Origin of the sequence: Pseudoalteromonas sp. SS15 (assembly GCF_049257195.1) — a bacterium.
In the GTDB taxonomy this organism is placed as follows: domain Bacteria; phylum Pseudomonadota; class Gammaproteobacteria; order Enterobacterales; family Alteromonadaceae; genus Pseudoalteromonas.
Window position 1 is genome coordinate 227,908 of sequence record NZ_JBMMUD010000005.1, and the last position, 22,969, is coordinate 250,876.

At 40.4% G+C, this 22,969-nt stretch carries 19 protein-coding genes and 3 tRNA genes; 13 read left to right on the forward strand and 9 right to left on the reverse strand.

From position 1 onward, the window contains the following. Positions 1-30: 30 nt before the first annotated feature. Positions 31-1,407, forward strand: a complete 1,377-nt coding sequence (locus AAEU28_RS12235; RefSeq protein ID WP_421964372.1) for an L-serine ammonia-lyase — start codon at positions 31-33, stop codon at positions 1,405-1,407. A gap of 62 nt (positions 1,408-1,469) precedes the next feature. Here the strand turns inward: AAEU28_RS12235 and cysB are convergent, their stop codons facing one another. Then, a complete protein-coding gene (gene cysB, locus AAEU28_RS12240; RefSeq protein WP_058029479.1) occupies positions 1,470-2,447 on the reverse strand; it encodes an HTH-type transcriptional regulator CysB in 978 nt (325 codons plus the stop codon). Between the two features lie 275 nt (positions 2,448-2,722). Between cysB and AAEU28_RS12245 the strand changes: the two genes are divergently transcribed. Further along, positions 2,723-3,484 carry a hypothetical protein gene (locus AAEU28_RS12245; RefSeq protein ID WP_421964373.1) on the forward strand — a complete coding sequence of 254 codons (762 nt, stop codon included), beginning with the start codon at positions 2,723-2,725 and terminating at the stop codon, positions 3,482-3,484. A gap of 29 nt (positions 3,485-3,513) precedes the next feature. Here the strand turns inward: AAEU28_RS12245 and AAEU28_RS12250 are convergent, their stop codons facing one another. Next, positions 3,514-4,803 (reverse strand): NCS2 family permease, encoded by a 1,290-nt coding sequence (locus tag AAEU28_RS12250; protein ID WP_138480442.1) that lies wholly within the window; start codon positions 4,801-4,803, stop codon positions 3,514-3,516. Between the two features lie 471 nt (positions 4,804-5,274). On the opposite strand from AAEU28_RS12250, the gene AAEU28_RS12255 reads away from it, so the two are divergent. From AAEU28_RS12255 to AAEU28_RS12265, 3 genes are all read left to right on the forward strand, one after another. Beyond that, positions 5,275-5,724 (forward strand): tetratricopeptide repeat protein, encoded by a 450-nt coding sequence (locus AAEU28_RS12255; RefSeq protein WP_138480444.1) that lies wholly within the window; start codon positions 5,275-5,277, stop codon positions 5,722-5,724. Positions 5,725-5,963: 239 nt separating this feature from the next. Next, on the forward strand, positions 5,964-6,395 hold the full coding sequence (locus AAEU28_RS12260) for a SulA-like leucine-rich domain-containing protein (RefSeq protein WP_349285926.1): 432 nt from the start codon (positions 5,964-5,966) through the stop codon (positions 6,393-6,395). Between the two features lie 14 nt (positions 6,396-6,409). Then, a complete protein-coding gene (locus AAEU28_RS12265) occupies positions 6,410-6,868 on the forward strand; it encodes a YchJ family protein (RefSeq protein WP_421964374.1) in 459 nt (152 codons plus the stop codon). Positions 6,869-6,906: 38 nt separating this feature from the next. Here the strand turns inward: AAEU28_RS12265 and AAEU28_RS12270 are convergent, their stop codons facing one another. Then, positions 6,907-7,428 (reverse strand): VC2046/SO_2500 family protein, encoded by a 522-nt coding sequence (locus AAEU28_RS12270; protein WP_421964375.1) that lies wholly within the window; start codon positions 7,426-7,428, stop codon positions 6,907-6,909. Positions 7,429-7,540: 112 nt separating this feature from the next. On the opposite strand from AAEU28_RS12270, the gene AAEU28_RS12275 reads away from it, so the two are divergent. The 3 genes from AAEU28_RS12275 (at position 7,541) to AAEU28_RS12285 (ending at position 7,842) form a co-directional block, all read left to right on the forward strand. Next, positions 7,541-7,625 (forward strand) — tRNA-Tyr (locus AAEU28_RS12275). Positions 7,626-7,644: 19 nt separating this feature from the next. Beyond that, positions 7,645-7,729: transfer RNA gene (locus AAEU28_RS12280), tRNA-Tyr, on the forward strand. Between the two features lie 28 nt (positions 7,730-7,757). After that, positions 7,758-7,842: transfer RNA gene (locus tag AAEU28_RS12285), tRNA-Tyr, on the forward strand. 26 nt (positions 7,843-7,868) lie between these two features. On the opposite strand, the gene AAEU28_RS12290 is transcribed toward AAEU28_RS12285, so the two are convergent. Next, positions 7,869-8,540 (reverse strand): M48 family metallopeptidase, encoded by a 672-nt coding sequence (locus AAEU28_RS12290; protein WP_421964376.1) that lies wholly within the window; start codon positions 8,538-8,540, stop codon positions 7,869-7,871. A gap of 84 nt (positions 8,541-8,624) precedes the next feature. On the opposite strand from AAEU28_RS12290, the gene AAEU28_RS12295 reads away from it, so the two are divergent. Beyond that, positions 8,625-9,605 (forward strand): ion channel, encoded by a 981-nt coding sequence (locus AAEU28_RS12295; RefSeq protein ID WP_421964377.1) that lies wholly within the window; start codon positions 8,625-8,627, stop codon positions 9,603-9,605. Between the two features lie 27 nt (positions 9,606-9,632). Here AAEU28_RS12295 and AAEU28_RS12300 read toward each other — a convergent pair whose 3' ends face one another. The 4 genes from AAEU28_RS12300 to AAEU28_RS12315 all read right to left on the reverse strand — a co-directional run bounded on the left by AAEU28_RS12300 (position 9,633) and on the right by AAEU28_RS12315 (position 16,594). Continuing rightward, positions 9,633-11,240 (reverse strand): hypothetical protein, encoded by a 1,608-nt coding sequence (locus tag AAEU28_RS12300; protein ID WP_421964378.1) that lies wholly within the window; start codon positions 11,238-11,240, stop codon positions 9,633-9,635. 235 nt (positions 11,241-11,475) lie between these two features. Beyond that, a complete protein-coding gene (gene hrpB / locus AAEU28_RS12305) occupies positions 11,476-13,896 on the reverse strand; it encodes an ATP-dependent helicase HrpB (protein ID WP_421964537.1) in 2,421 nt (806 codons plus the stop codon). Positions 13,897-13,925: 29 nt separating this feature from the next. Beyond that, positions 13,926-15,788: a GGDEF domain-containing protein gene (locus AAEU28_RS12310; protein WP_421964379.1), complete on the reverse strand. Its 1,863-nt coding sequence runs from the start codon at positions 15,786-15,788 to the stop codon at positions 13,926-13,928. Then, complete coding sequence (locus AAEU28_RS12315; RefSeq protein WP_421964380.1) at positions 15,785-16,594, reverse strand: hypothetical protein; 810 nt, start codon at positions 16,592-16,594, stop codon at positions 15,785-15,787. The genes AAEU28_RS12310 and AAEU28_RS12315 overlap by 4 nt, the downstream gene beginning before the upstream one ends. A 393-nt stretch (positions 16,595-16,987) precedes the next feature. On the opposite strand from AAEU28_RS12315, the gene AAEU28_RS12320 reads away from it, so the two are divergent. Further along, on the forward strand, positions 16,988-17,485 hold the full coding sequence (locus AAEU28_RS12320; protein WP_421964381.1) for a MarR family winged helix-turn-helix transcriptional regulator: 498 nt from the start codon (positions 16,988-16,990) through the stop codon (positions 17,483-17,485). A 55-nt stretch (positions 17,486-17,540) separates the two neighbouring features. Here the strand turns inward: AAEU28_RS12320 and ablB are convergent, their stop codons facing one another. Then, the gene (gene ablB / locus AAEU28_RS12325; protein ID WP_421964382.1) at positions 17,541-18,395 is read right to left on the reverse strand and encodes a putative beta-lysine N-acetyltransferase; all 855 of its coding nucleotides are present in this window, start codon (positions 18,393-18,395) and stop codon (positions 17,541-17,543) included. 585 nt (positions 18,396-18,980) lie between these two features. Between ablB and betI the strand changes: the two genes are divergently transcribed. The 3 genes from betI to betA are packed head-to-tail and all read left to right on the forward strand — an operon-like array spanning position 18,981 to position 22,696. Beyond that, the gene (gene betI, locus AAEU28_RS12330; protein WP_421964383.1) at positions 18,981-19,571 is read left to right on the forward strand and encodes a transcriptional regulator BetI; all 591 of its coding nucleotides are present in this window, start codon (positions 18,981-18,983) and stop codon (positions 19,569-19,571) included. 2 nt (positions 19,572-19,573) lie between these two features. After that, on the forward strand, positions 19,574-21,037 hold the full coding sequence (betB, locus tag AAEU28_RS12335) for a betaine-aldehyde dehydrogenase (protein WP_421964384.1): 1,464 nt from the start codon (positions 19,574-19,576) through the stop codon (positions 21,035-21,037). Positions 21,038-21,046: 9 nt separating this feature from the next. Beyond that, positions 21,047-22,696: a choline dehydrogenase gene (betA, locus tag AAEU28_RS12340; protein ID WP_421964385.1), complete on the forward strand. Its 1,650-nt coding sequence runs from the start codon at positions 21,047-21,049 to the stop codon at positions 22,694-22,696. Positions 22,697-22,969: the final 273 nt, after the last annotated feature.

Sequence of the window (22,969 nt, forward strand, 5' to 3'; positions counted from 1 at the left end):
CCGTTCAAAGGCAATGTTGAGTAGAAAAATATGATTAGTGCATTTGATATGTTTAGTATCGGGATTGGCCCGTCGTCTTCGCATACGGTCGGCCCAATGCGCGCCTCACGTCTTTATGTAAAAGATTTACAAGAAAAACAATTAATCGACAAAGTTACTTCTGTCAAAGTTGAACTTTATGGTTCACTTGGCCAAACAGGTGTAGGCCACGGCTCAGGAAAAGCGGTGATTTTAGGGTTAGCAGGTTATGACCCTGAAACCATTGATGCCGATGCAGTGCCTGAAATTTTAGACACCATAGAAAACGAACAAGTCATATACTTGGATAAAACCCATAAGGCAGCTTTTCCAAAGCAAGGTGCAATTGTTTTCCACCGTCGTAAGACGCTACCTAAGCATTCAAATGCCATGGAAATCTTCGCATATGCGGGCGATGAACTGCTTCACAGCCAAGTATATTACTCTATTGGTGGTGGCTTTATCGTAACCGAACAAGACTTTGATAAAGAAAAACAAGCCGCACTCGATATTCGCGAAGAAAACCCAGCACCTTACCCTTTCAATAATGCTCAAGAATTATTGGATATGTGTAAAGAGACAGGCTTAAGTGTGTCATCTCTAATGATGGCGAACGAAAAAACACTTCGTGCTGAAAAAGATATTAAAGACGAACTATTTAATATCTGGAGCGTGATGAAAGCTTGTATTGAGCGTGGTATGCGTACAGAAGGTATCTTACCTGGCGGTTTAAAAGTAAGACGTCGTGCACCGAGCTTATATTTAAAGCTAAACGTTGAAAATAACAATGATCCGCTTCGTGCAATGGACTGGGTTGATTTATTCGCTCTAGCCGTAAACGAAGAAAACGCAGCCGGCGGCCGTGTAGTGACAGCGCCTACAAATGGTGCAGCGGGGATATTGCCGGCAGTATTAATGTACTACCATACATTCATCAAAGAAGTTGATGCAGAAATTGCCACACGTTATTTATTAACTGCTGCAGCGATTGGTATTCTTTATAAGAAAAATGCGTCAATTTCAGGTGCAGAAGTTGGTTGTCAAGGTGAAGTCGGTGTAGCTTGTTCAATGGCAGCAGGTGCACTTACTGAGATCATGGGCGGCAATGTTGTACACGTTGAAAATGCAGCAGAGATCGGCATGGAACATAACTTAGGTTTAACATGCGACCCGGTTGGTGGCTTAGTACAAGTTCCTTGTATCGAACGTAATGCTATGGGGGCGGTAAAAGCAATCAATGCGTCACGTCTTGCTATGCGTGGTACAGGCGACCAAAAAGTATCGTTAGATAAAGTAATCAAAACCATGTTGGATACAGGTAACGATATGAAGACCAAATACAAAGAAACTGCACGTGGTGGTCTTGCTGTTAATATTATCGAATGTTAATTAATACCAAATTTTAGATACAAAAAAGGCTGCAATTGCAGCCTTTTTCATTGATAAGTTCATTACTTCACTGGTAGCTCAATGTCTTTGAATAGCTCATCGACATCATCCTGGTTACGCAATAGGCTCGCTTTTTCGACCAGCTCTTTTGTTAAATGTGGTGCGAAACGCTCAATAAAGTCATACATATAACCGCGTAAGAAACTACCTTTTCTAAAGCCTATCTTAGTTGTGCTCGCCTCAAATAAGTGACTTGCATCGATACAAACCAAATCGTCATCAGTCTGCGTATCGATAGCCATAGTTGCTAACACACCCACACCTAAGCCTAAGCGAACATAAGTTTTAATGACATCAGCATCTGTTGCAGTAAATACGATATGTGGCTCAAGACCATGGGCATTAAACGCTTTATCAAGCTCAGAACGACCAGTAAAACCGAATACATAGGTGATCAGCGGATACTTCGCGATATCTTGAACCGAAATATTTTTACCTAATTTTGCAAGTGGGTGATCTTTTGTGACCACAATGCTTCTATTCCAGTGATAACATGGCAACATAACCAAATCACTGTACAAATGCAGCGCTTCTGTTGCGATGGCAAAATCAGCGTCACCACGAGCAGCCGCGTCAGAAATTTGCTGTGGCGTGCCTTGATGCATATGCAAAGAAACTGCTGGGTATTTTTGCATAAAGCCCTGGATCACACCTGGTAGCGCATAACGAGCTTGAGTGTGAGTTGTTGCAATATTCAACTTACCTTGATCTGGTAAAGTATGCTCATTCGCAACGGCTTTTATTCCTTCGACTTTAGAGAGGATTTCTCGGGCAATATTTATGATTTCATTACCCGCAGGGGTAACATGTGTAAGGTGTTTACCGCTTCGACCAAAGATTTGCACGCCGAGTTCATCTTCGAGCATTCTCACCTGTTTAGAAATACCAGGTTGAGATGTGTATAGACTTTCAGCCGTTGCCGAAACGTTAAGGTTGTGATTGAGGACTTCTACAATATATTTTAGTTGTTGTAATTTCATAATATTTTTATTGTTTTAGTTTTTTCACGAGCAACGGCGTCGTTATTGAGCCATACAGCATTTTGCCCTAATTCTTTAAGGCTAGCATATTTGAAGACTTTCAGGTAGCAATTGCCTCATTTGTTTGTGACTGACCATTATTTGAATCTTAATCTATAATAAAAAGCTATGAATTAAATGTATTTTTTATCAGAATATCGTGTTGCGCTATTCAGTAAGTGATAATTTCATGTAAGATAAAAAATGGTTTGAGAAATTATGATTGAGAAGTCGCTATGCTTGTCCCAATAATTATTGTGCTAATTGTTGCTTTGATCATCATTGCCGTGTGGGTTAGTGCAGTTCAGCAGCATAAAGAGAAGCAAGAAGCAGAAAGAAGAAAAGAGCTTGCTAAACAAAAACGCATCATTGAAGAATCTGAAGATGTGATTGTAAACAGCAGTAATATTCCAATGTCTGAGTTTATGATACAAGTTCTACAAAGACGTGTTCATGACGCTCTAGCTGTTATGGTCGAACTATCGCCTACATCAAGAGAATTAAAAAACCGCTTGCACGAATCAAAAGAGCGAATGAACTCAACGCCTGAAAACGCAAATAATTCTGATAATTTAAGCTTGCCTGACAGCGACAAACAACTAATCGCCTTAGTGCAGGGTATTAAAAAGCTGAGAGGCGTGCTTCGTTCTGAGCATTCCAAAGGTAAAGTCGAAACGCAAAAGTTTGTTGCTGAAGATAGAAGGCTCGAAAAACTGCAACTAAAGATTAATGTTGAAAGCCAAATTAAACGTGGTGTTGCAGCAAGAACGGCAAATATGGTCGGCTCGGCTCGACAATATTTCGAAAAAGCCTACGCCACGATTTGTGCTGTCACCTATTCTGATGAATATGTCACTAACAAAAAGCAACTGTTAGAGTCATACTTAAATGAGATCAGTAATGAATTAAAAGCGTCAAATGAGTCTTCTGTTAAACAGAAGAAAGAGCAAGAGCAAGACGATTTAGATGTTTTATTTGCACCGAAGAAAAAGTGGTAACACTTTTCTTCGGCATCAAATTTCACCAATTAGCTTAGAGCAAACTTTACTAAAAACAGCGCGGTTAATACCCAAACACTCATCGTGATTTCATCTTTCTTACCACATACAAACTTCACTGCAGTATAAGCAATAAAGCCCAAAGCAATACCATGTGCAATAGAGAAAGTCAGAGGTGTCATCAGTAACACGACGCTCACTGGGATTGCATCTGTCATGTCATCCCAATTCACTAGTTTTAAATTTTGCAACATAAGTACTGCGACATACAAAATTGCCCCCGCAGTGGCATAAGCTGGGATCATTTGCGCTAAAGGTGCAAAGAAAGTCATTAATAAGAAGCATACGCCAACAACAACAGCGGTTAAGCCTGTTCTGCCCCCCACTGACACACCTGATACAGATTCAATATAAGATGTTGTTGTTGAAGTACCTAGCATAGAACCTGCGATTGTGGCAGTACTATCAGCAGAAAGTGCACGACCCAAACGTGGCATTCTGCCCTGCTCGTCTGCTAAACCCGCTTTTTGCGTTACCGCCACCAAAGTGCCTGATGTATCGAATAAGTCTACAAATAAAAACGCAAAAACAACACTCAACATAGAAAGCTCAAGTGCACCAGCGATGTCTAATTGCATAATAGTCGGGGCAATACTTGGCGGAGCAGACACTATTCCTTGATACTCAATCAAACCTAATGCCCATGCAGTAATCGTTACAATAAAAATACTGATCAGAACCCCACTTTTTACGTCTCTGAACATCAATGCTGCGATAACAAAGAAACTTAATATTGCCAGCAACGGACCTGCACTGGTGATATCACCCAGCTGAACAAGCGTTGCAGGGCTTGCGACAATTATTTCGGCATTTTTAAGCGCGATTAAAGCTAAAAACGCGCCAATCCCCGTTGCAATTGCTTGCTTCAATACAAGTGGGATCGCGTTAATAATCCACTCTCGCACTTTAAATAAACTTAAAACAAGAAAAATACAGCCAGATAAAAACACTGCCCCTAATGCAGACTGCCAGCTATAGCCCATACCTAACACAACGCCATAAGTAAAGAAGGCGTTCAAACCCATACCTGGAGCAAGCGCAAGCGGATAATTGGCCCAAAAGCCCATGATGAAGCAGCCAATTGCCGCAGCAATACATGTGGCAACAAATGCCGCACCAAAATCCATGCCTGTTTGCGCTAGCATTGCCGGGTTTACAAAAACGATGTAAACCATAGTGAGAAAGGTCGTGAGTCCAGCAATTAACTCAGTTTTCACACTAGAGCCTTGATGCTTGATAGAAAATAGCTTTTCGAGCATAGATGTTTCCATTGGTAAAAGTTAAAAGAAATTTATAATTCTTATGAAAGCGGCGCTATTTTAGCGGTTAATGACAGTGATTAAAAATGCAATTACTGTTTCTTTTAGCTAAGGTTATTTGTTAGGCCTATTAATCTTTCAGATTCAATTTTTGCCTTAGTTTGTTTGGTATTTACACAAGGCTGAGGCTAGCTGACTAAACTCGCAAAGTATGGTTATTCGATGTAAGCCAGTCGATAAAGCAGTAGAGATACTATGACATAAAAGAAAATAAGGAGGGGCTTTTGCACCTTATATGAATAATAAAAGCCATCTCATCACAAAAAGCTTTAAAAAATAACTGCATAATGACCGTAAAAATATATAATTAGTTAATCATTTGGCAAGAATTTAGCATAACTAAATTTATGGCCAACATGGTCACAAAGTTTTGACTACAATAATATTAAGCTTTTCAAAAATAGGTAGAGTATGGATAAATCGCCAGATAATAGCGCGGCGCATCACGACTTAGAGCAACAGCTATTTAATGTGCTTGAGTTCGTTACAACACCTCCTAATGGTGAACTACGCTATCCGAAAGAGCATGACTCTGTCACTGCTTTTAAAAAAGGGTTGTACTACCTACAAGAAAAATCCTATCCGCTGGCAACGAAGTGGCTGCGTATGGCTGCTATGTCGGGAGATAACAAAGCACAGTTTTATTTAGGTTTGATGTTTATAAAAGGGCAAGGTGTGCCACAGAGTGCATTCCATGCTATGGCTTGGTTGTCACTCGCTCAAAGCCAAGGTGTAGATGCGGCCAACGCAGTAATAGAACAAATCAAACCGCATTTAACAACGAAGAGAATCAAAGATGCGCAGTGCTATGCTGCCACCTTGTACGAGCAAATTCATCAATTACAGTTCCAGTCTAATTAAGCCTATTTTTTCATACAGTAGTTTTATACAGTACTCGCTGTAAAAACTACTGTATAAAACACCCGCATCTATAGCACGTCAAAATAACCCAAGACACAAAACTTCACAACCAATTGATTTAAAGCACTTTATTTTATAACCGCTATTAAAGTTGATTAAAAAGTAACATTTCTGCTTGCATTAAAACACTGTATAAACTACTGTATGTAAATACTGTATAAACAACCAGTGAGATGATTATGTTACAGACAACCGCAGTTTTACCAAGCTCAGTAAAAAAAGTAGATGCCCCAAAAGCCGTTAACTTTGTTGAAACCCCTGATGAAATTTGTGCCAGTCTTGAACTACTTAAGATCATTCACCAATGTAATCACAAACAAGGTTGGACACTGCTAATTGCACCTGACCATATCCCAAATAAAGATATGCTTGAGGCCAGCTCAATAGACTCAAGTAAATTATTAGTGATCAGAAAAAAGCACATCGTTGATTTAGAATATGTACTAAATTCAGCTTTAAATAATGGCAATTTTGCAGCGGTTATTACATGGACTGGTATTACGAATTCAGAGCTGCTTTCGCAAATGCACTTAAGCCAAACAGATATCTCGCTATACTGTTTTACTGAAACCAGCAGCAAAGCGTGTACAATAGAGCGTATAGCAAGTTAATAAAAGATTTTCTTATGTGTTACTGTTCTAACACTCAACCTTATGAATCATGCTGCAATGTATTCATTACAAAGCAAAAGTTACCTGAAACAGCAGAGCAGCTTATGCGCTCTCGTTACAGTGCTTATGCGACTAATAATGCACAATATATACTCGAGACTTATGCCAAATCTGAGCAAAGCAATCACAGCCTTGAAGACATCGCTGCATTCGCTTCATTTGCCACCTTTATCAAACTCGAGATCGTCGCAACCAAAACTGAACCTGAGTTTGATTATGTGGAGTTCAAAGCACATTATTTGGCAGATGGAAAACATTGCCAAATACATGAGGTTTCAAGATTCTTTAAAGAAGAAGGTGCATGGCGTTACTTAGATGGCCAATTATATGATGTGCCTGAGTTAAAAGTATCTAGAAATGATCCCTGCCCCTGCGACAGTGGCAAAAAATTTAAGAAGTGTCACGCTGGCTGATTTAAACCTCACTCAAGTTCACTCATTATCATCTCGCATTAGGCGGACAACTGAACCGCCTGTTGCATTTCACCGCTAGCTAATTGGTCATAAAAACCCGCTGCATCTATTTTGGGTTTATCTATCTCTAATGCGCCAGCTCTTTGAGCGAAAATTTTAGCCTGCACAGTAGGTTCACAATTATCAATAATAGCTAACTCAATGTGTTTCTTATCGTCTCTGATATGTAAAGGTTCTGGCGAAAGACAATTTCTTAGCCTTAATTCTGTAAGTCCCTGCTCATGAAGTAAATGGCTATTGTTTTCACCTATGGTCATATCATAAGTGTTGGGAGCCGTTTGTTGCTGCGGACCAATTTGAAGTTCTTTTTTTAACGCATCTTCGCTCTTATCTGGCTCAATTAATTCTGATTCAGGTAAATGAAATTCACTGAAGTCGAGAGCGTTTGGTGAAAGCATAGCCAAACAAAGCGCAAAGTCAGCACGACGTTCTTGTGCCACGCTTTTTGCTAGCGTGTCACCAAGCTGATGCTCCTTGTTTAAAATGCGCTCTAATTGCATAGAGTTTCACCGATTATTTAAAAAGTTATATTTTTATCGGCATTTTTTAAATTTTCTTTAGTTGTTTTCTTTACTTAATAAAAAACTTTGTTATTATCAGCGCCGTTGTTTAGGAGGGGTTCCCGAGCGGCCAAAGGGATCAGACTGTAAATCTGACGGCTCTGCCTTCGCTGGTTCGAATCCAGCCCCCTCCACCATAACAACACTCTACAACTTGGAGGGGTTCCCGAGCGGCCAAAGGGATCAGACTGTAAATCTGACGGCTCTGCCTTCGCTGGTTCGAATCCAGCCCCCTCCACCAAGTTGTAAAAAAATTAGATATCCCCTGTGGAGGGGTTCCCGAGCGGCCAAAGGGATCAGACTGTAAATCTGACGGCTCTGCCTTCGCTGGTTCGAATCCAGCCCCCTCCACCATCTCTTTCTAATTAAATCATTTTATTTCATTCTATCATTAGCGCTTTACCATTCTTGTTAAACCATAATCTTGCTGACTTATAATCTTGATAGTGCTTTTCAACAAGTTGCCAAAATAATTTGCTATGTGCCAGTACATGACAATGTGCTAGCTCATGAACAATAACATAATCAATCATATGCTTTGGCGCCCCTGCAAGAAGGCAATTAAAAGTTAGCGCTTTTTTACTGCTACAACTTCCCCAGCGACTTTTATACTCCCTAATTTTCACTGCTGAAACATGACAATTCATTTGCTTAGACAATCGCTCTAAGCATAACTCTAGATAACTAGAGAGCAAATCTGTCAGTAATTCAATGATCGCTCTCCTGAACTTAAACCTCTCTTGGCGCAGAACTTCTGGTAAATATAAAAACCGGCTCTCATGATCTAATACAGACTTGTTTATATCTGAAAATTCAATCTTGTAAACTGAGCCAAAAACCAATAGTGACCTTGTTTGCAATGGCTTTTGTTTATTAGGCACAAGCGCTAGTTTATGCCTTTGTGCATGCACCCAGTCATTTTTGCTCTTTAGCCAATTTTCTAGAGCAACTTCACACACGTTTTCGGGGGCTGTCACGACCACTTGCTCAGGTGTGACTTTAATTGCAACCGTCTTTCTTCGTTTACTAAGCTTTAATTGATAATCAAACATTTTTAAGAATTTTTTTTACTTCACATTCAAAGCCATAAATTTACTGCTACCTTTAGTGTAATAAGACTATAAAGGGGTTAATTTATGAAAGATAAACCTACTTGCCAATATCAATCTCCTGATGGTCATCGCTGCCGAGAAATCGATATGGGCTCTGGTCTTTGCTTTTGGCATGACGCAAAGTTCGATAAAAGTGGGCTTGAATTATCGCAAAAACTAGAACGTTATGCCAAGCGTGGTGGGCTATTGCAAGGTTTAGAATTAAAAAGAGCCAACCTAGAAGGACTAAACCTTGTTAAACATAATGATCATACTGGTTACGACTTATCATATAGCAATTTTTATCGTGCGAATTTAAGAGGCGCGCACTTATTTAACAACAAAATTGAAAATGCCTCTTTAATGAAAGCAGATCTGCATGATGCCAATTTACATTGCTGTAAGCTTTCAAATTCCAACTTATTGGGTATAAAGCTAAACAATACTCGGATCGATAATATAGATTTAAGTGGTAAGTTACAGCAAGAAAATGAGGCAAGCTTAGCGGCCAAAGAGAAACGAACAGAAGATGCCGCTGATTTCTTCTTACAATCTGAAGAGACATACCGCACACTTAGAAAAGGCGCTGAGCAACAAGGTCTTTTTGAAATGGCAGGTAATTATACCTACAAAGAGCTGCGTATGCGTCATTATCAATACCCAACTCATTCAAAAAAACGCTTTATGAGTGCGGCTGTTGACCTACTCTGCGGTTATGGTGAAAAACCCGCAAATGTGATCCGTTTCAGCCTTTCAATGATTGTATTTTGCGCACTGATGTACTTCCTGTTTGGCATCAGCTATCAGGATGAAGTGCTTTCTATTAACTTTTCGCAAAGCTTTTCTGACAATATAAGTGCACTGCTTAACAGTTTTTATTTCAGTGTAGTGACATTTACTACTCTGGGTTACGGAGACATAACCCCTATTGGATTTTCTCGTTTTATTGCCACGGTTGAAGCATTTACAGGTAGTTTCTCCTTGGCATTATTCGTCGTGGTTTTCGTAAAGAGAATGACGCGTTAAACGCGTCATTCTCTTATACAATATGCATCACTCATCTTTAGGCCAGTTTAATGGAATACTGGGAACAGTAAGCCCTCTTGCGGCCAATGCCTCCGGTACTGTCAGGCTAGTATCTGAAGCGCTCCACAGATCATTCGTAAATACTGAACTACTATCTTCGTCAGTGATGTCACCTAAAACACCACTTAAATCTATATCAAATAAGAAACTACCTGAGCCATCATAGTCACAACTTGTTGTTGGCGCATATTCAATATTGGCTCTATGATCGGTGCCTAAATACACACTTAAACTGGCATCGTACTCGAAGAATTGTCTTTGTGTTTTAGCAACGAGCGCGTGGCTTGCACCTGGTCCAGCCCAATTACATATAAACCCTTGGATCCAACCGTCAGTGTCTGTGACTTGTTCACCATACCCAAAATGCGCTTCACCATTGTCTAAACTTGTATCATTAAATCCTATATTAAATATCCGACTGTGAGAGTCGTTCACACCCGCTTGCCAAACATAGCTGTAACTACCAGCCAGAGAGGTTAAATCGAAGTCAGCACCTAAAATTGCAAAGTTTTCACTCCAACCATCGCTGTTTGAAGCGCTATACGTATTATCAACATCAACTAAACCATTACTATTAAATACTCCTGTGGCACTATGGCCGCATAAGGTGGCATTTCTTAATTGCAAGTTCATCTCATCATCTTCTCTTTCATATGCGAGAGACGCTGCGAACGTACGTTCATTTTGACTGCAATTAAACCCTGGCCATTCTATACCTGATACCCCTTGCTTCCCTTCGACCGTGTATTGTAACAACCCGGTATATTCGGTTTCTTCTGAACTAGGCGTGTGCGACATTGAAATAGTAATTCGATAGTCATTGCCAGACACTTGATAATCCATTTCAGCACTGTATGTCCAGGTATCTGACGCAAGAGAGATGCTTGCAGAATCGAAGCTAACGCTGGTTATCCCTTGGGCATTCATATAAGTGGTGAGATCAAGTGTTGCGCCCTCTTCAGGCAATGATTCACCTTCACTGTCTGCAACGCTGATAAAGCTCGCAATAACCATTAACGCCATTTGTGTTTGTGATTCAACACCAGAGAGCAGTGCATTTACTTGCGATACGGCACAAGCGTTCCCACTGCTATCTTCTGCAAGCCACAAACCCAAATCACCACTGGGTAATGTACCTGAACTACTACCTGAGCTACTCGCTTCAGGATGTCCCTCATACATTAACTGGGGGCCGAAACAATCTGAGTTAATGCTAACTTGATAGAAAGAGGCCACATCAAATGCATCTGAAATAGAAAGCTCACCGGCTAACACTTGCCCTATTTGCTCCGTTGCAGAAAAATAAGTAGGAACAGTTGGACCAAAGAGAGGTGTACTTGGCGCGTAACTCGGGCTGGTTCTTGCCCGTTTTTGCTGTGCACTGTCAGCAAAAGGTGATGACACCATCAAACTGGTTGGAAAACGTAAAGCAACTTTAGGCGCTTCAGTTTCGTCATCTGTTGATTGTGTCGGCTCTGGGCTAGGTGTCATATTCTGACTATCTTCAGAGCTACTTGAACCACAGCCGGATAGACATACTAAAGCAGTTAAAACAGCGGGCAGGTAAGGTTTCATGCGACAAACTCCGTGATTGGCTTTAATAAAACGATTAGCAAAGCCTCAGAAAATTGCAAAACCCCTTTTTAAAGTTGTAGACATACTCATTGTAAATATGATCTAGATTGTATTTATCTCTCTTAGCCTTAGCAGCACCTAGTTAATATATTAGGCGCAAAGCGCTGACAATAACTTACTGTTTCTTACAATTCGAAGCGAGACTCCTAACTGCACTTTAAGTGATAAAAAGTCGCTACATGCGACTTTTTACTCTATTTGTTGCTGGACTATTGGCTGGATCATCCGGCCAAAAATGTTTTGGATAACGCCCTTTCATTTCTTTTTGCACTTCTTTGTAACTTGTACCCCAAAAATTTGCTAAGTCTTGCGTAAGCTGCAAAGGACGTTGCGCCGGAGATAATAACTCCATCAATAATGGAAGCCGCCCTTCACACAGTCTTGGGGTTTCAAGCATACCAAACACCTCTTGCATTCGAACGCTCAATTTTGCTGGCCCTTCTTGTTGATAAGTAAGCTTTATATTAGAACCTGAGGGCACTTGTATTCTGACTGGCAGGTGTTGTTCTAACGCTTGCTGTTGAGACCAATCTAAACGACTCATTAGTGCATCTTTGAGCTCGAGTTTAGTTAACGCGCTGAACTGCTTAACTTGCTCTAAATATGGATATAACCATGTTAAATCTGCTGTTAATGCATGCTCAGATAAATCACTGAATGTGTCAGGGTAAAACTTACAGGCTAGTTCAAAGCGCTTAAGTAACTGCTCACACTCACCGTATGAATTGAATAATGATAGACCTTGTTTAGCTATCAAACTTAACCATGCTTGCGTTCTTGCCTGTGTGTCAATTTCGGCTCGGCTTGGTTTGCTAGAAAGGATTATTTGACCTAGACGTTCTCGATCTTCATGAATAAACTTATGCTTTTTTTCATCAAATTCACAAACTGTTTGTTCGCTTATCAAGTATGGAAGATGAGCATTTAACTCTTCAATATGTAAAGGAGTCGCACTAAACACCTGCATACCCTTTTCCCCTCCCAAGGATACAATGGCTAAATACTCAGCAATCGGCCACACTTGCTCATTGACTTTGACACCTGCACCGTTTGCCATTAAAAAGCCTTGCCCTCTGCGTTTTGCGATACGATCGGGGTAAGCCAATGCAATAAGGAGTGGCACGGCAGATATAGGGAGCTCTGCAGGTTTTGCAATTTTAAGCCTTTTACACCAGTGCTGATACGCTTGCTTGAAGCTTGATGTTGGCTTACTTAGCATGGTAGACAGTGCAATCACTACATCAGGGTTATGTTGCTTTCCTTGCTCCCATAAACTAACTAATGCACAAGCCAAAGCTGTAATATCCGGGAGTTCAACTTCAAGCTGTTGGGCTTTTAATAACATATGGGCGTGTCTTGGTTCAGTGCCAAAACTATGGATCTGAGCGCCTAATGGGGTTAATTTTCCGTTGGCATCCAAGACTTCTAACATCTGCAGTAATTGTGTCGCTTGCTCTTGTTGAGCTAACGAAGGCTGATCAAGTAATGGCAGTGCTGACACTTCTGCTCCCCATACTTTGGCTTCGAGCATTAAGGCACTGATATCTGATGTTTTTATCTGTGGTAAATCGTGAGCTATGCGTCGGTCGAACTGCGCTTTTTCACCCAATCTATAAACAACTCCCGGCTCAATACGCCCTGCACGCCCTGCCCTTTGCACCGCAGACGCTTTTGAGATTGACTGCGTTTGAAGCTCACTCACACCAGTGTTCAAGTTATAAACCGCAGCGCGCTTTTTACCACTGTCTATCACTACTCGTACACCTTCGATGGTCAAAGACGTTTCGGCCACATTGGTGGTCAATACCACCTTTCTTCTTCCTTGAGGAGCTGGAGCAATAGCGGCTTGTTGTTGTTGTTTATTTTGCTCACCAAATAAGCTGACAACATCAATATTGTCGCCAAGTTCGCCTAAGTTTTGTGCCACAAAATTGATCTCTTTTTGACCTGGAAGAAAGACCAAAATACTGCCAGATTGCTCTTCAAGCGCTTTATGTATCACATTAGGTATGACTGCTAACCACTCTCGTTCGTTACGAAGTGGCACATACATTTCTTCGACAGGATAGCTTCGGCCCTCCGAGCAAATTAAAGGGCATTGTAAAAATTGCTGGTAACGCTCGGAGTCTAATGTCGCAGACATGACTAAGATTTTAAGATCATCTCTTAGTGCGCTTTGACTTTCTAATGATAAAGCCAACGCGGTATCCGCTTGTAATGAGCGCTCATGAAACTCATCAAAGATAAGTAAATCTATGCCATCTAATTCTGGGTCTTGCTGGATCATGCGTGTCAAAACACCTTCAGTGACGATTTCTAAACGTGTTCGGTGACTGACTTTCGCCTCTTGCTTTATTCTTAACCCGATCTGCTCGCCGACTTGTTCACCTAATTGTTGAGCTAAGAAATTAGCAATATTGCGCGCCGCTAATCTACGCGGCTCTAACATCACTATTTTCTTAAATTGACCTGATAACATGAGTTGTAAAGGTAACCAAGTTGATTTACCTGCACCTGGAGGGGCTTGTAGTAATACACTCGGGTGAGAAGATAAGGAGTCGGTCAGTTGTGAAAAAACAGATTCAATCGGCAGCACAGTTTCGCTCAATAAGATAAACTTTTTGTTTAGTTTATCATGGTATTGACGAACTCCTCACGGTTTGAGATTGCCTTTAGGTTGCCTTGCTCTATTAATTGCTTAGCATTATTAACAATGTCTTCAGCCTTGAAAGCTTTATCAAACTTTGCTTCTGTGATCCCAACCCATGCATTCCTGCCACCGTTTTTCGCCAAATATAAACACAAATCAGCAAGCTCGATAGTTTGCTCCCAATCAAGCAAAGCCGAGTTTCTTTGCAAAGGAAATGGCGTAAAGCCAAATGAAGCAGTAACCGGAATTCGTTTGTTATTATCTTTAAATTCAAAAGATTCTATATTGGCTCTTATCCGCTCTAGAATTTCTGCTGCAGCGTCACGCGAGATATTAGGCATTAAAAGTAAAAACTCTTCACCCCCCCAACGAATAATGACATCATTTTGCCTAATCGTTTGTTTTAGCACAGTTACAAAAGATTTTAAAACTGTATCACCTGCGCTATGGCCATAGGTATCATTGACTCTCTTAAAGAAGTCGATATCAATTAAACACATAATGGTTGACTCAGTCATCATCTCAGTGGGCAAATATTCGTCAATATGAGTGAACAAGAAGTGACGGTTATAAGCCCCAGTCAGACTATCGGTATAACTCAATGCTTGAAGCTGTTTATTCCTAATTGCGAGTTCTTGTGTACGTTGAGCAACTTGTTGCTCAAGCATTTTCAACGTACGTTTGTTTTGCCAGCGCCAATATATAAAAAATAGCAATGTAAAAAATAACACTACTAGTAATATCACTCGCTGTTGTAATAAAGCGGTGTTTTCGATTGCTTGCATCTGCTGCGTTATCTGTTGCTCTTTAAGGGCATTATCTTTTTCGAGTAAAGACAACTGCTGCCTCTGCTGATCAAAGTCAAACCTTGCCTCAAGCTGCAGTAACTTATTATTTCTTTTTTGCAGGTCTAATGCCTTTTGCGTAAATGCATAACGCTTCAGATATAAATGCGCCCATTGGTAATCTTGGATTTGAGCAAAACTGGCAGCCAGAGTATGTTGTAATTGTGCTTGCTCTTCTAAAAATCGTGTGTGAAAAGTACTTTGTAGGCCATCTTGGGCAGTTAAAATCGCTTTTGCAAACAAACCAGCTTGAAGGTATGTCTTCGCTTGCAGCACTTTAACCATTAGCTTAGTATGATGGAATTGACTGTCTGAGTTGTACTGGCTGATTTGATCAATCAAATCCTGTGCTGCAATGTGCTCACCCATTTCTAACTTTACTTTGGCTTTCTCAATCAGCAACTCAATATAAATCGACTTACTCATATTCGGTTTGTCTAGCGCGTCATCTAGCACATACAATGCTTGCAAATAACTGCCTTTACTAAAATAGATCCTAGCCTTCCAAAGACAAACCTTAGCCCTCAAAATACTGACTTTAGGTAATTGATTGACCAAAAGAGTTATTTTATCCATTTTTTCTGATGCTTGTTTAAAGCGCTCTAAAGATACCTCTAGATGAACAATTGAAAGGTAAACACTGATCAACAAAGCTGGATCGGCCAGCTCCACCGCAATATCTAGCGCCTGTTGATTAAGCGTTAAACTCTCTTTGTAGTCACCGTAACGGTGTTTAAGTAATGCCACCAATAATAATGCTTCAGCTTGAACTTTAGCATTGTTAACAGATGCAGCTTCTTGCTCGAGAGCCTTTAGGTTTGGCAATAATTTTAAGTCATACGTTGCCAATACTGCTTTTTTATAAACCTCTAGCTTTGCGGGTAGCTCAGCAAAACTTTTGGTTTGAAATTTAGACGCAGGTGTTTTACTGGAAGATTCAAAACAAAAAAAGAAAAGAAATAACGCAATAAGCTGAGAAGTATATTTAATCATTGCAATCCCGGATTGAGCATTTGGATGTTAATCGTTTGCCAATCCGTGACTTTCTCATTAATGAAACCTGACTGTTTCAACGCTTTTTCTATTGTGCCATTTGTTCTTAATATGCCGAGGCCTTTATTCAGCGCCTGAAATACTGCGCGACCTTCTGGGTGGCGTTTACTTACGACAAAATGTCTAGAATCTGGCAAAAATACCTTAATATTTTTGATCGGTACATAAAGCCTATTTTCAAAATTTAGTTCTAAACTATTACTAACACTAAAATTGATCAACATGGCATCAACCACACTGGTCTCTACCATTTCCAACATGGTTTCCCAAGGGCCAATAAAGCTAACAATGTTTAAGTCGGTATTATGAAGTGCACGCCAATCTACCTTCCATCTGGGGTTTGCAACCACGGTTAAATTTTCTAGCTGAGCTTTAGCTAAATTGTGAAGATGTACGTTACGCTTAGCAACATATAAACCCGCTTCGTATTCACCAAATTTGACTAAGGGCGTGCTCACATATAATGACCCTCGATAATTGAGAATGTCTTCATGCCACACAGAGCGAGCCAAAACCAGACTGTCTCCAGCAATTAAATCTGAATATTCTAAGATATTAATAGAAGGTTTAGGATTAAACACGATAGGTCTATCAATGCCTCCTAGTTTCAACGCTTGTTGCAACAGGATCATTTCAATGATTTCTATATGTGATCCTTTTGTTGTGGCATGAAAGTCTTTGACTTCATGAGGGGAGCGGCCATTTAAAAAACTTTGATAACGCTGCGTAAAGTTTTCACTTTGCATGATATCGACTACCAAAGGCGTTTGTGAAAAACACCAGCTAGGTAGTAAAAGAAATAAAGTAAGAACACAAAACCGCATACACACCGCACCACAAAGTAAAGTGCACTATTATGCACTTTTTGTGAACATTATATGAGCGAGAGTATTTATAGCAACAAATTTAATGCAAAAGGATGAATTTAATTAGACTTAAAAGAACAAAAAATTTACAAAAAGAACTATTTAAGGCACTAAAAAAGATTTTAATAAACGCAAAACTTGCCCTGAAAACTTGCCCTGATAGTACCCTTCCAACACACACTAAATACTAAAATCACTGATTCTTCATCAGTGTTTTAATCCTTTTGAGATAGATGCTATTATCGGCGAAAATAGTCTATCAGTGCTGTAATCATGGAAAAATACGAAGAGCTACTCGTCTCAATCAGAAAAGTCATCCGTGCAATTGATTTGCATTCAAAGCAATTAAATAAATCATCGGGTCTAACAGGTCCACAGTTACTTATTATGCAAGAAATTGCGCGAGTTAAAGGCGTGACGGCGAGTCAGGTTGCCAAACAAATTAACCTCAGTGCAGCAACGGTAACAAACATATTAGATAGACTTGAAAACCGCGGCTTGATCCAACGAGTTAGAAGCTCTGAAGACAAACGACGCGTTGGGTTGTTTTTATCTGAAGATGGTAAGACTGCATTAATTGATGCACCTCAACCTCTACAAGAGCACTTTATCCAAAAATTTTGTCAGCTAGAAGAGTGGGAGCAATCTCTATTGCTTTCATCTATGCAACGTATTGCTTCTATGATGGATGCAACAGAAATCGATGCTGCACCTGTGCTTGAAATTGATCCGATGCACATCAGTAGCCAAAAACAGACTGAGTCAGAATAAGTCTATTAATTACGGGCAGTACTTATTTGTATTACTGCCCTTTTGACTATACCAATCACTCTGCCAACTTTTTAAACCAAAGGTTCAAAGATTTAAATTCATCTTCAATTCGGTTGTTATTAGTTAGCCGCCCACCAAACTCATATTTTTGCTGCGAAAATATCTTGTTGACAGGTAAAGAGGTCGCCAAACATAAGGTATAAACGTATTTTATATCTTGCTGTTTTAAAAACTGCTTAACTTTATTTAAAAGCGCGGATGCTATGCCTTGATTCTGAAATTGCGTCATCACGCCCAGATCGTAAATACGCGCATTGCTGGTGTCTGCATCTAACTCCACGCGTAAGCAACCAACAATAACGCCCATATAATCAGCGCAGTAGTATTGCACGCCATTATTCATACTTGTCTTAATGAATTCTTCGTTACTCACAGGAGATGAGTAATTGGTATAAACATGCCCATATAATTTACTTAGAGCACGAATATCGGTGAGATTGCAGCTTCTGAATTGTACAGGCTCGTTAAACTTTCCCGGATGCCAAGGGTTAGCTTTTAAGGCTTCAGCAACGATTTCATCGTATTGTTGACTAAATTCACTTTGCTCACGATTTTTATCTAAAAAATAAGAAATAAATACCGCATCTTCGCTTCCGAAATAACCTGGCACTGTTGCTTCAATCTTATAGCCTTTTTTCAAAAACGATACTAATTGTGAGCCTTTTACTTTTGCGATTATCTTGCCATAACCTTGCGCTAAAGCGACTTGAACTAATGCGTCATGGAAAGTATTTGGGGTTTTTATCGTCGAGTCAGTCACATAAATTCTGCTATTTAGCTGACCGTGGCGGATTTGATTAAATTCAACAATTTCATCACAGTCGTAATAACTACTTGCTACGGCTGACATGATCTCTCCATAAATAAGTTAATGCGAGAAAACACTTACTAAATACAAACCATTGTCGAAAATAATTTGATTTAAAACTTTAGAACGCACACACACCCGCACATCCAATTAAGGTTATTTGTTTATATTCAATATCTTATAAATTCAACCAAGGAGGGCGTGACGCTACAAAGCGGCTTTCAAATACTTTGTATTCGAAGCATATTACCAATTATTAGAACTCGAATCAAATTACAAATCGCTAAGAACACTAGCCACAAAAGCTACATTTCAGACTATATTTAGAGCAAACACCCAGTAAATTTGAAAATAGCACCATAAAAAACACTCCTACCCTCGATTTAAAACAACTTAATCAATATAAAAACCAGCAAAAAACCACAAACACAAATCATTTTAACTATAAATTTAACTACTCAAACAAAAACAATTGAAACCAAACACACAAAACAAAAGATGATATAAAACAATAGTTTGAAAAACATAAATTTATAGACACAAACCTCAAAAACCAATTCAAGCTTGAAAAATTAATTAGAACTCTATAGGATTTATTTTAATTGAACGGTCAATTAATAAAAAGTTATGCCAAAAGTAGGAATGGAACCGATACGTCGCCAACAACTCATTGAAGCAACGTTAGAGTCGGTCGCAGAAGTGGGCTTACATGCCACGACCATAAACAGCATTAGTAAAAGAGCGGGCTTATCCTCAGGGATCATTAGCCATTACTTTGGAGGTAAACAAGGCCTCATCGAAGCGACTGTGCGCTTTTTATTAAACAATTTAAAAACCAGTTTGATCAGTAAAACTCAGCAATCTTGCTCTGCTGAAGAGCGGTTAATGTTTATTGTTGAGGCTAACTTTTCAGTTATCCAACAACAAACCAGTAGTACAAAAACTTGGTTAAGTTTTTGGGCGCAATCAATGCACGATGAACAATTGCACCGATTGCAAACCGTAAATGCAAAACGCTTATACAGTAACCTAGCATTTTCTTTCAAAACGTTAATGCCCGAAAACGATGCCAAACGCGCTGCTAAATTAGCAGCAGGTATGATCGATGGCTTATGGCTAAGGGCTGTTTTAAGTAAGGCCTCAGAGCAAGAATTTAAGCAAGCTGAGCAGCTTGCAAAACATTATGTGTCTTCCCTAATTTCATCTTGTGGAGCTTAAAAATGACCACACCTGTTTATCAGAATTTTATCCATGGCCAATTTGTGCCGAACCAGAGCAAAGAAACTTTTGCAGTCAAAAACCCTGCAACTGACGAAGTGATTTATCATGTCGAAGTTGCAGATGAGTCAATTCAAGAAAAGGCCATTGCCAGTGCTCGCGAAGGTTTTGCAGCTTGGTCAGCAATGGCCCCTATCGAAAGAAGCCGAATTCTAAACAAAGCCGTTTATTTATTACGTGAGCGTAACGACGAGCTAGCAAAAATCGAAGTATTAGACACAGGTAAACCAATTCAAGAAGCGGATTGTGTCGACATTCAAACTGGCGCCGATGTAATTGAATACTTTGCAGGTCTTGCTCCAACACAAGTCGGTACACAACAACCCGTTGGTAACGATTTTTTCTATACCCGCAAAGAACCTTTAGGTATTTGTGCAGGTATCGGCGCATGGAACTATCCACTACAAATTGCCTGCTGGAAATCAGGTCCTGCTCTTGCTGCTGGTAACGTTTTAATCTTTAAACCATCAGAAGAAACACCTCTTGGTGCAATTAAACTGGCTGAAATCTTTATTGAAGCAGGTATGCCTGCAGGTGTATTCAACGTCGTACAAGGTGCAGCTGAAGTCGGACAATGGCTGACAACACATCCAGAGATCGAAAAAGTATCGTTCACTGGCGAAGTTGGCACAGGTAAAAAAGTCATGCAAAGCGCCGCATCGAACTTAAAAGATGTGACCATGGAGCTTGGCGGCAAATCACCTTTAATCGTATTTGATGACGCCGATATCACAGAAGCTGTAAGCGCAGCCATGCTGGGGAATTTTTACACCCAGGGCGAGATCTGTACTAACTGTACTCGTGTGTATGTTCACAAATCTGTCTACACACAATTTATTGAACAACTTAAAGCGCGCACTGAAGCAAATATTATCGCAGGAGATCCCCTTGATCCTAATGTTAATTTGGGCGCGCTTATTTCTAAAAAGCACCAAGAATTGGTGCTGGATTACATCGAAAAAGGCAAAGCCGAAGGCGCTACTTTACTAACTGGTGGCCATGCTTTATCGCCTGAGTCTGCCCCGAACGGTTACTTCGTTGCACCGACTATTTTCACAGACTGTACTGACGACATGACCATTGTCAAAGAAGAGATCTTTGGTCCAGTTATGAGCGTGTTAGTTTTCGAAGATGAAGCTGATGTGATCACGCGTGCGAACAATACAGAGCTAGGGTTAGGTGCCGGTGTATTTAGTCAAAATATTCAACGCGCACACCGTGTTATCCACCAGCTTAAAGCCGGTATTTGTTGGATAAATAGCTATGGTAACTCCCCTGCCGAAATGCCAGTTGGCGGTTATAAGCAATCAGGTATTGGTCGCGAAAATGGCATCGAGACTTTAAATAGCTACACACAAACCAAATCGGTTTATGTAGGTATGAGTCAAATCGAAAGCCCATTTTAGGAGTCTAATATGCAGTACGATTATATCATCGTCGGTGCAGGCTCTGCGGGCTGTGTACTGGCAAACCGCCTTTCAGCGGATGCAAAAAATAAAGTGCTATTACTAGAAACCGGTGGCTCTGATAAAAGCATTTTTATAAAGATGCCTACAGCGCTGTCTATTCCAATGAATACTGACAAGTATGCATGGCAATTTCATACTGAAGCGGAACCTTATTTAGACAACCGTAAGATGCACTGCCCTCGCGGTAAAGTGCTAGGTGGGTCATCATCAATTAATGGCATGGTGTACGTGAGAGGTCACGCCAAAGACTTTGATGAATGGCAAGCGCACGGCGCACAAGGCTGGGATTACCAAGCCTGCTTGCCTTACTTCAAAAAAGCTGAGAGCTGGTATCAAGGTGAGAATACCTATCGTGGTGGTGCAGGTGAACTGGGCGTCAACAACGGTAATGAAATGAAAAACCCGCTTTACAGCACCTTTATAGAGGCTGGCGCTCAAGCTGGGTACCCAGTCACAAATGACTACAACGGTGAGCAGCAAGAAGGCTTTGGCCCAATGCACATGACGGTAAAAGACGGTGTGCGTAGCTCAACCTCTCGCGAGTATTTAGACCCAATTAAACATCGCAACAATTTAACTGTGGTCACAGGTGCCCTTGTCAGCAAGGTGTGTTTGCTCGATAAAAAAGCCACAGGCGTTGAATATCGAGTTAATGACAAAGTATTCCAAGCGGATGCGAGTAAAGAAGTCATATTAAGCGCGGGCCCAATTGGCTCTCCTCATATTCTGCAATTATCTGGTATCGGTGAACGCGAAGCCTTAGAAAATGCGGGTATTGAAGTTAAACATGAGTTGCCGGGAGTCGGTAAAAACTTACAAGATCACCTTGAGTTTTACTTCCAATACAAGTGTAAAAAGCCAATTACTTTAAACGGTAAACTTGGCTTGATTTCAAAGGGCTTGATTGGCACTGAATGGGTGTTGAATAAATCAGGTCTTGGCGTCACTAACCATTTTGAGTCTTGTGCTTTTATTCGCTCAAAAGCCGGTATTGAGTGGCCTGATATTCAATATCACTTTTTGCCAGCGGCGATCCGTTACGATGGTAAGTCTGCATTTGATGGCCATGGTTTCCAAGTACATGTTGGACATAACAAACCTAAGAGTCGAGGGAGTGTGACCATTCAGTCAAATGACCCACTAGTGCCACCAAAAATTCAATTTAATTACTTGCAACACCAAGACGACATTGAAGGCTTTAGAGCGTGCGTTCGCCTAACGCGAGAGATCATTTCTCAACCTGCCTTTGATGAGTATCGTGATGGCGAAATTCAACCTGGTGAACATATTCAAACTGATGAACAGATTGATGAGTTTGTTCGACAAGCCGTTGAGAGTGCCTACCATCCTTCTTGTTCATGCAGGATGGGCGAAGATGAGATGGCCGTTGTGAACTCGCAAACCCAAGTTCACGGTATTCAAGGCCTGCGAGTGGTGGACTCTTCTATTTTTCCAACTATTCCGAATGGCAATTTGAATGCACCGACTGTCATGGTCGCTGAAAAAGCCGCAGATATGATTTTAGGTAACGCGCCATTGGCACCTATGAATACCAAGGTGCATTTACATGAAGATTGGCGTAACAAACAAAGATAAAGAATCATACCAATCCGTTTAACTAAGTAGTCTATTTTGAGACAAGAAAACCTTGTTGGTAGCACCGCTCACGCGTCCTGCTATCGCTGAGGTACCTACATCCATGTAGGCAATGCAAATATTTCGTTATTTAGTTGTTCTAAAATAGAAATCTTTAACGCAGCGACCATCAGGTTTAATCCCTCAAAATGATTAAGTGTTATTGCGGATTGGTATCACACAGGTGCACTTAATTGTTGCACCTTGCTGTCATGGTGTGCCGTTTAGGTTGAA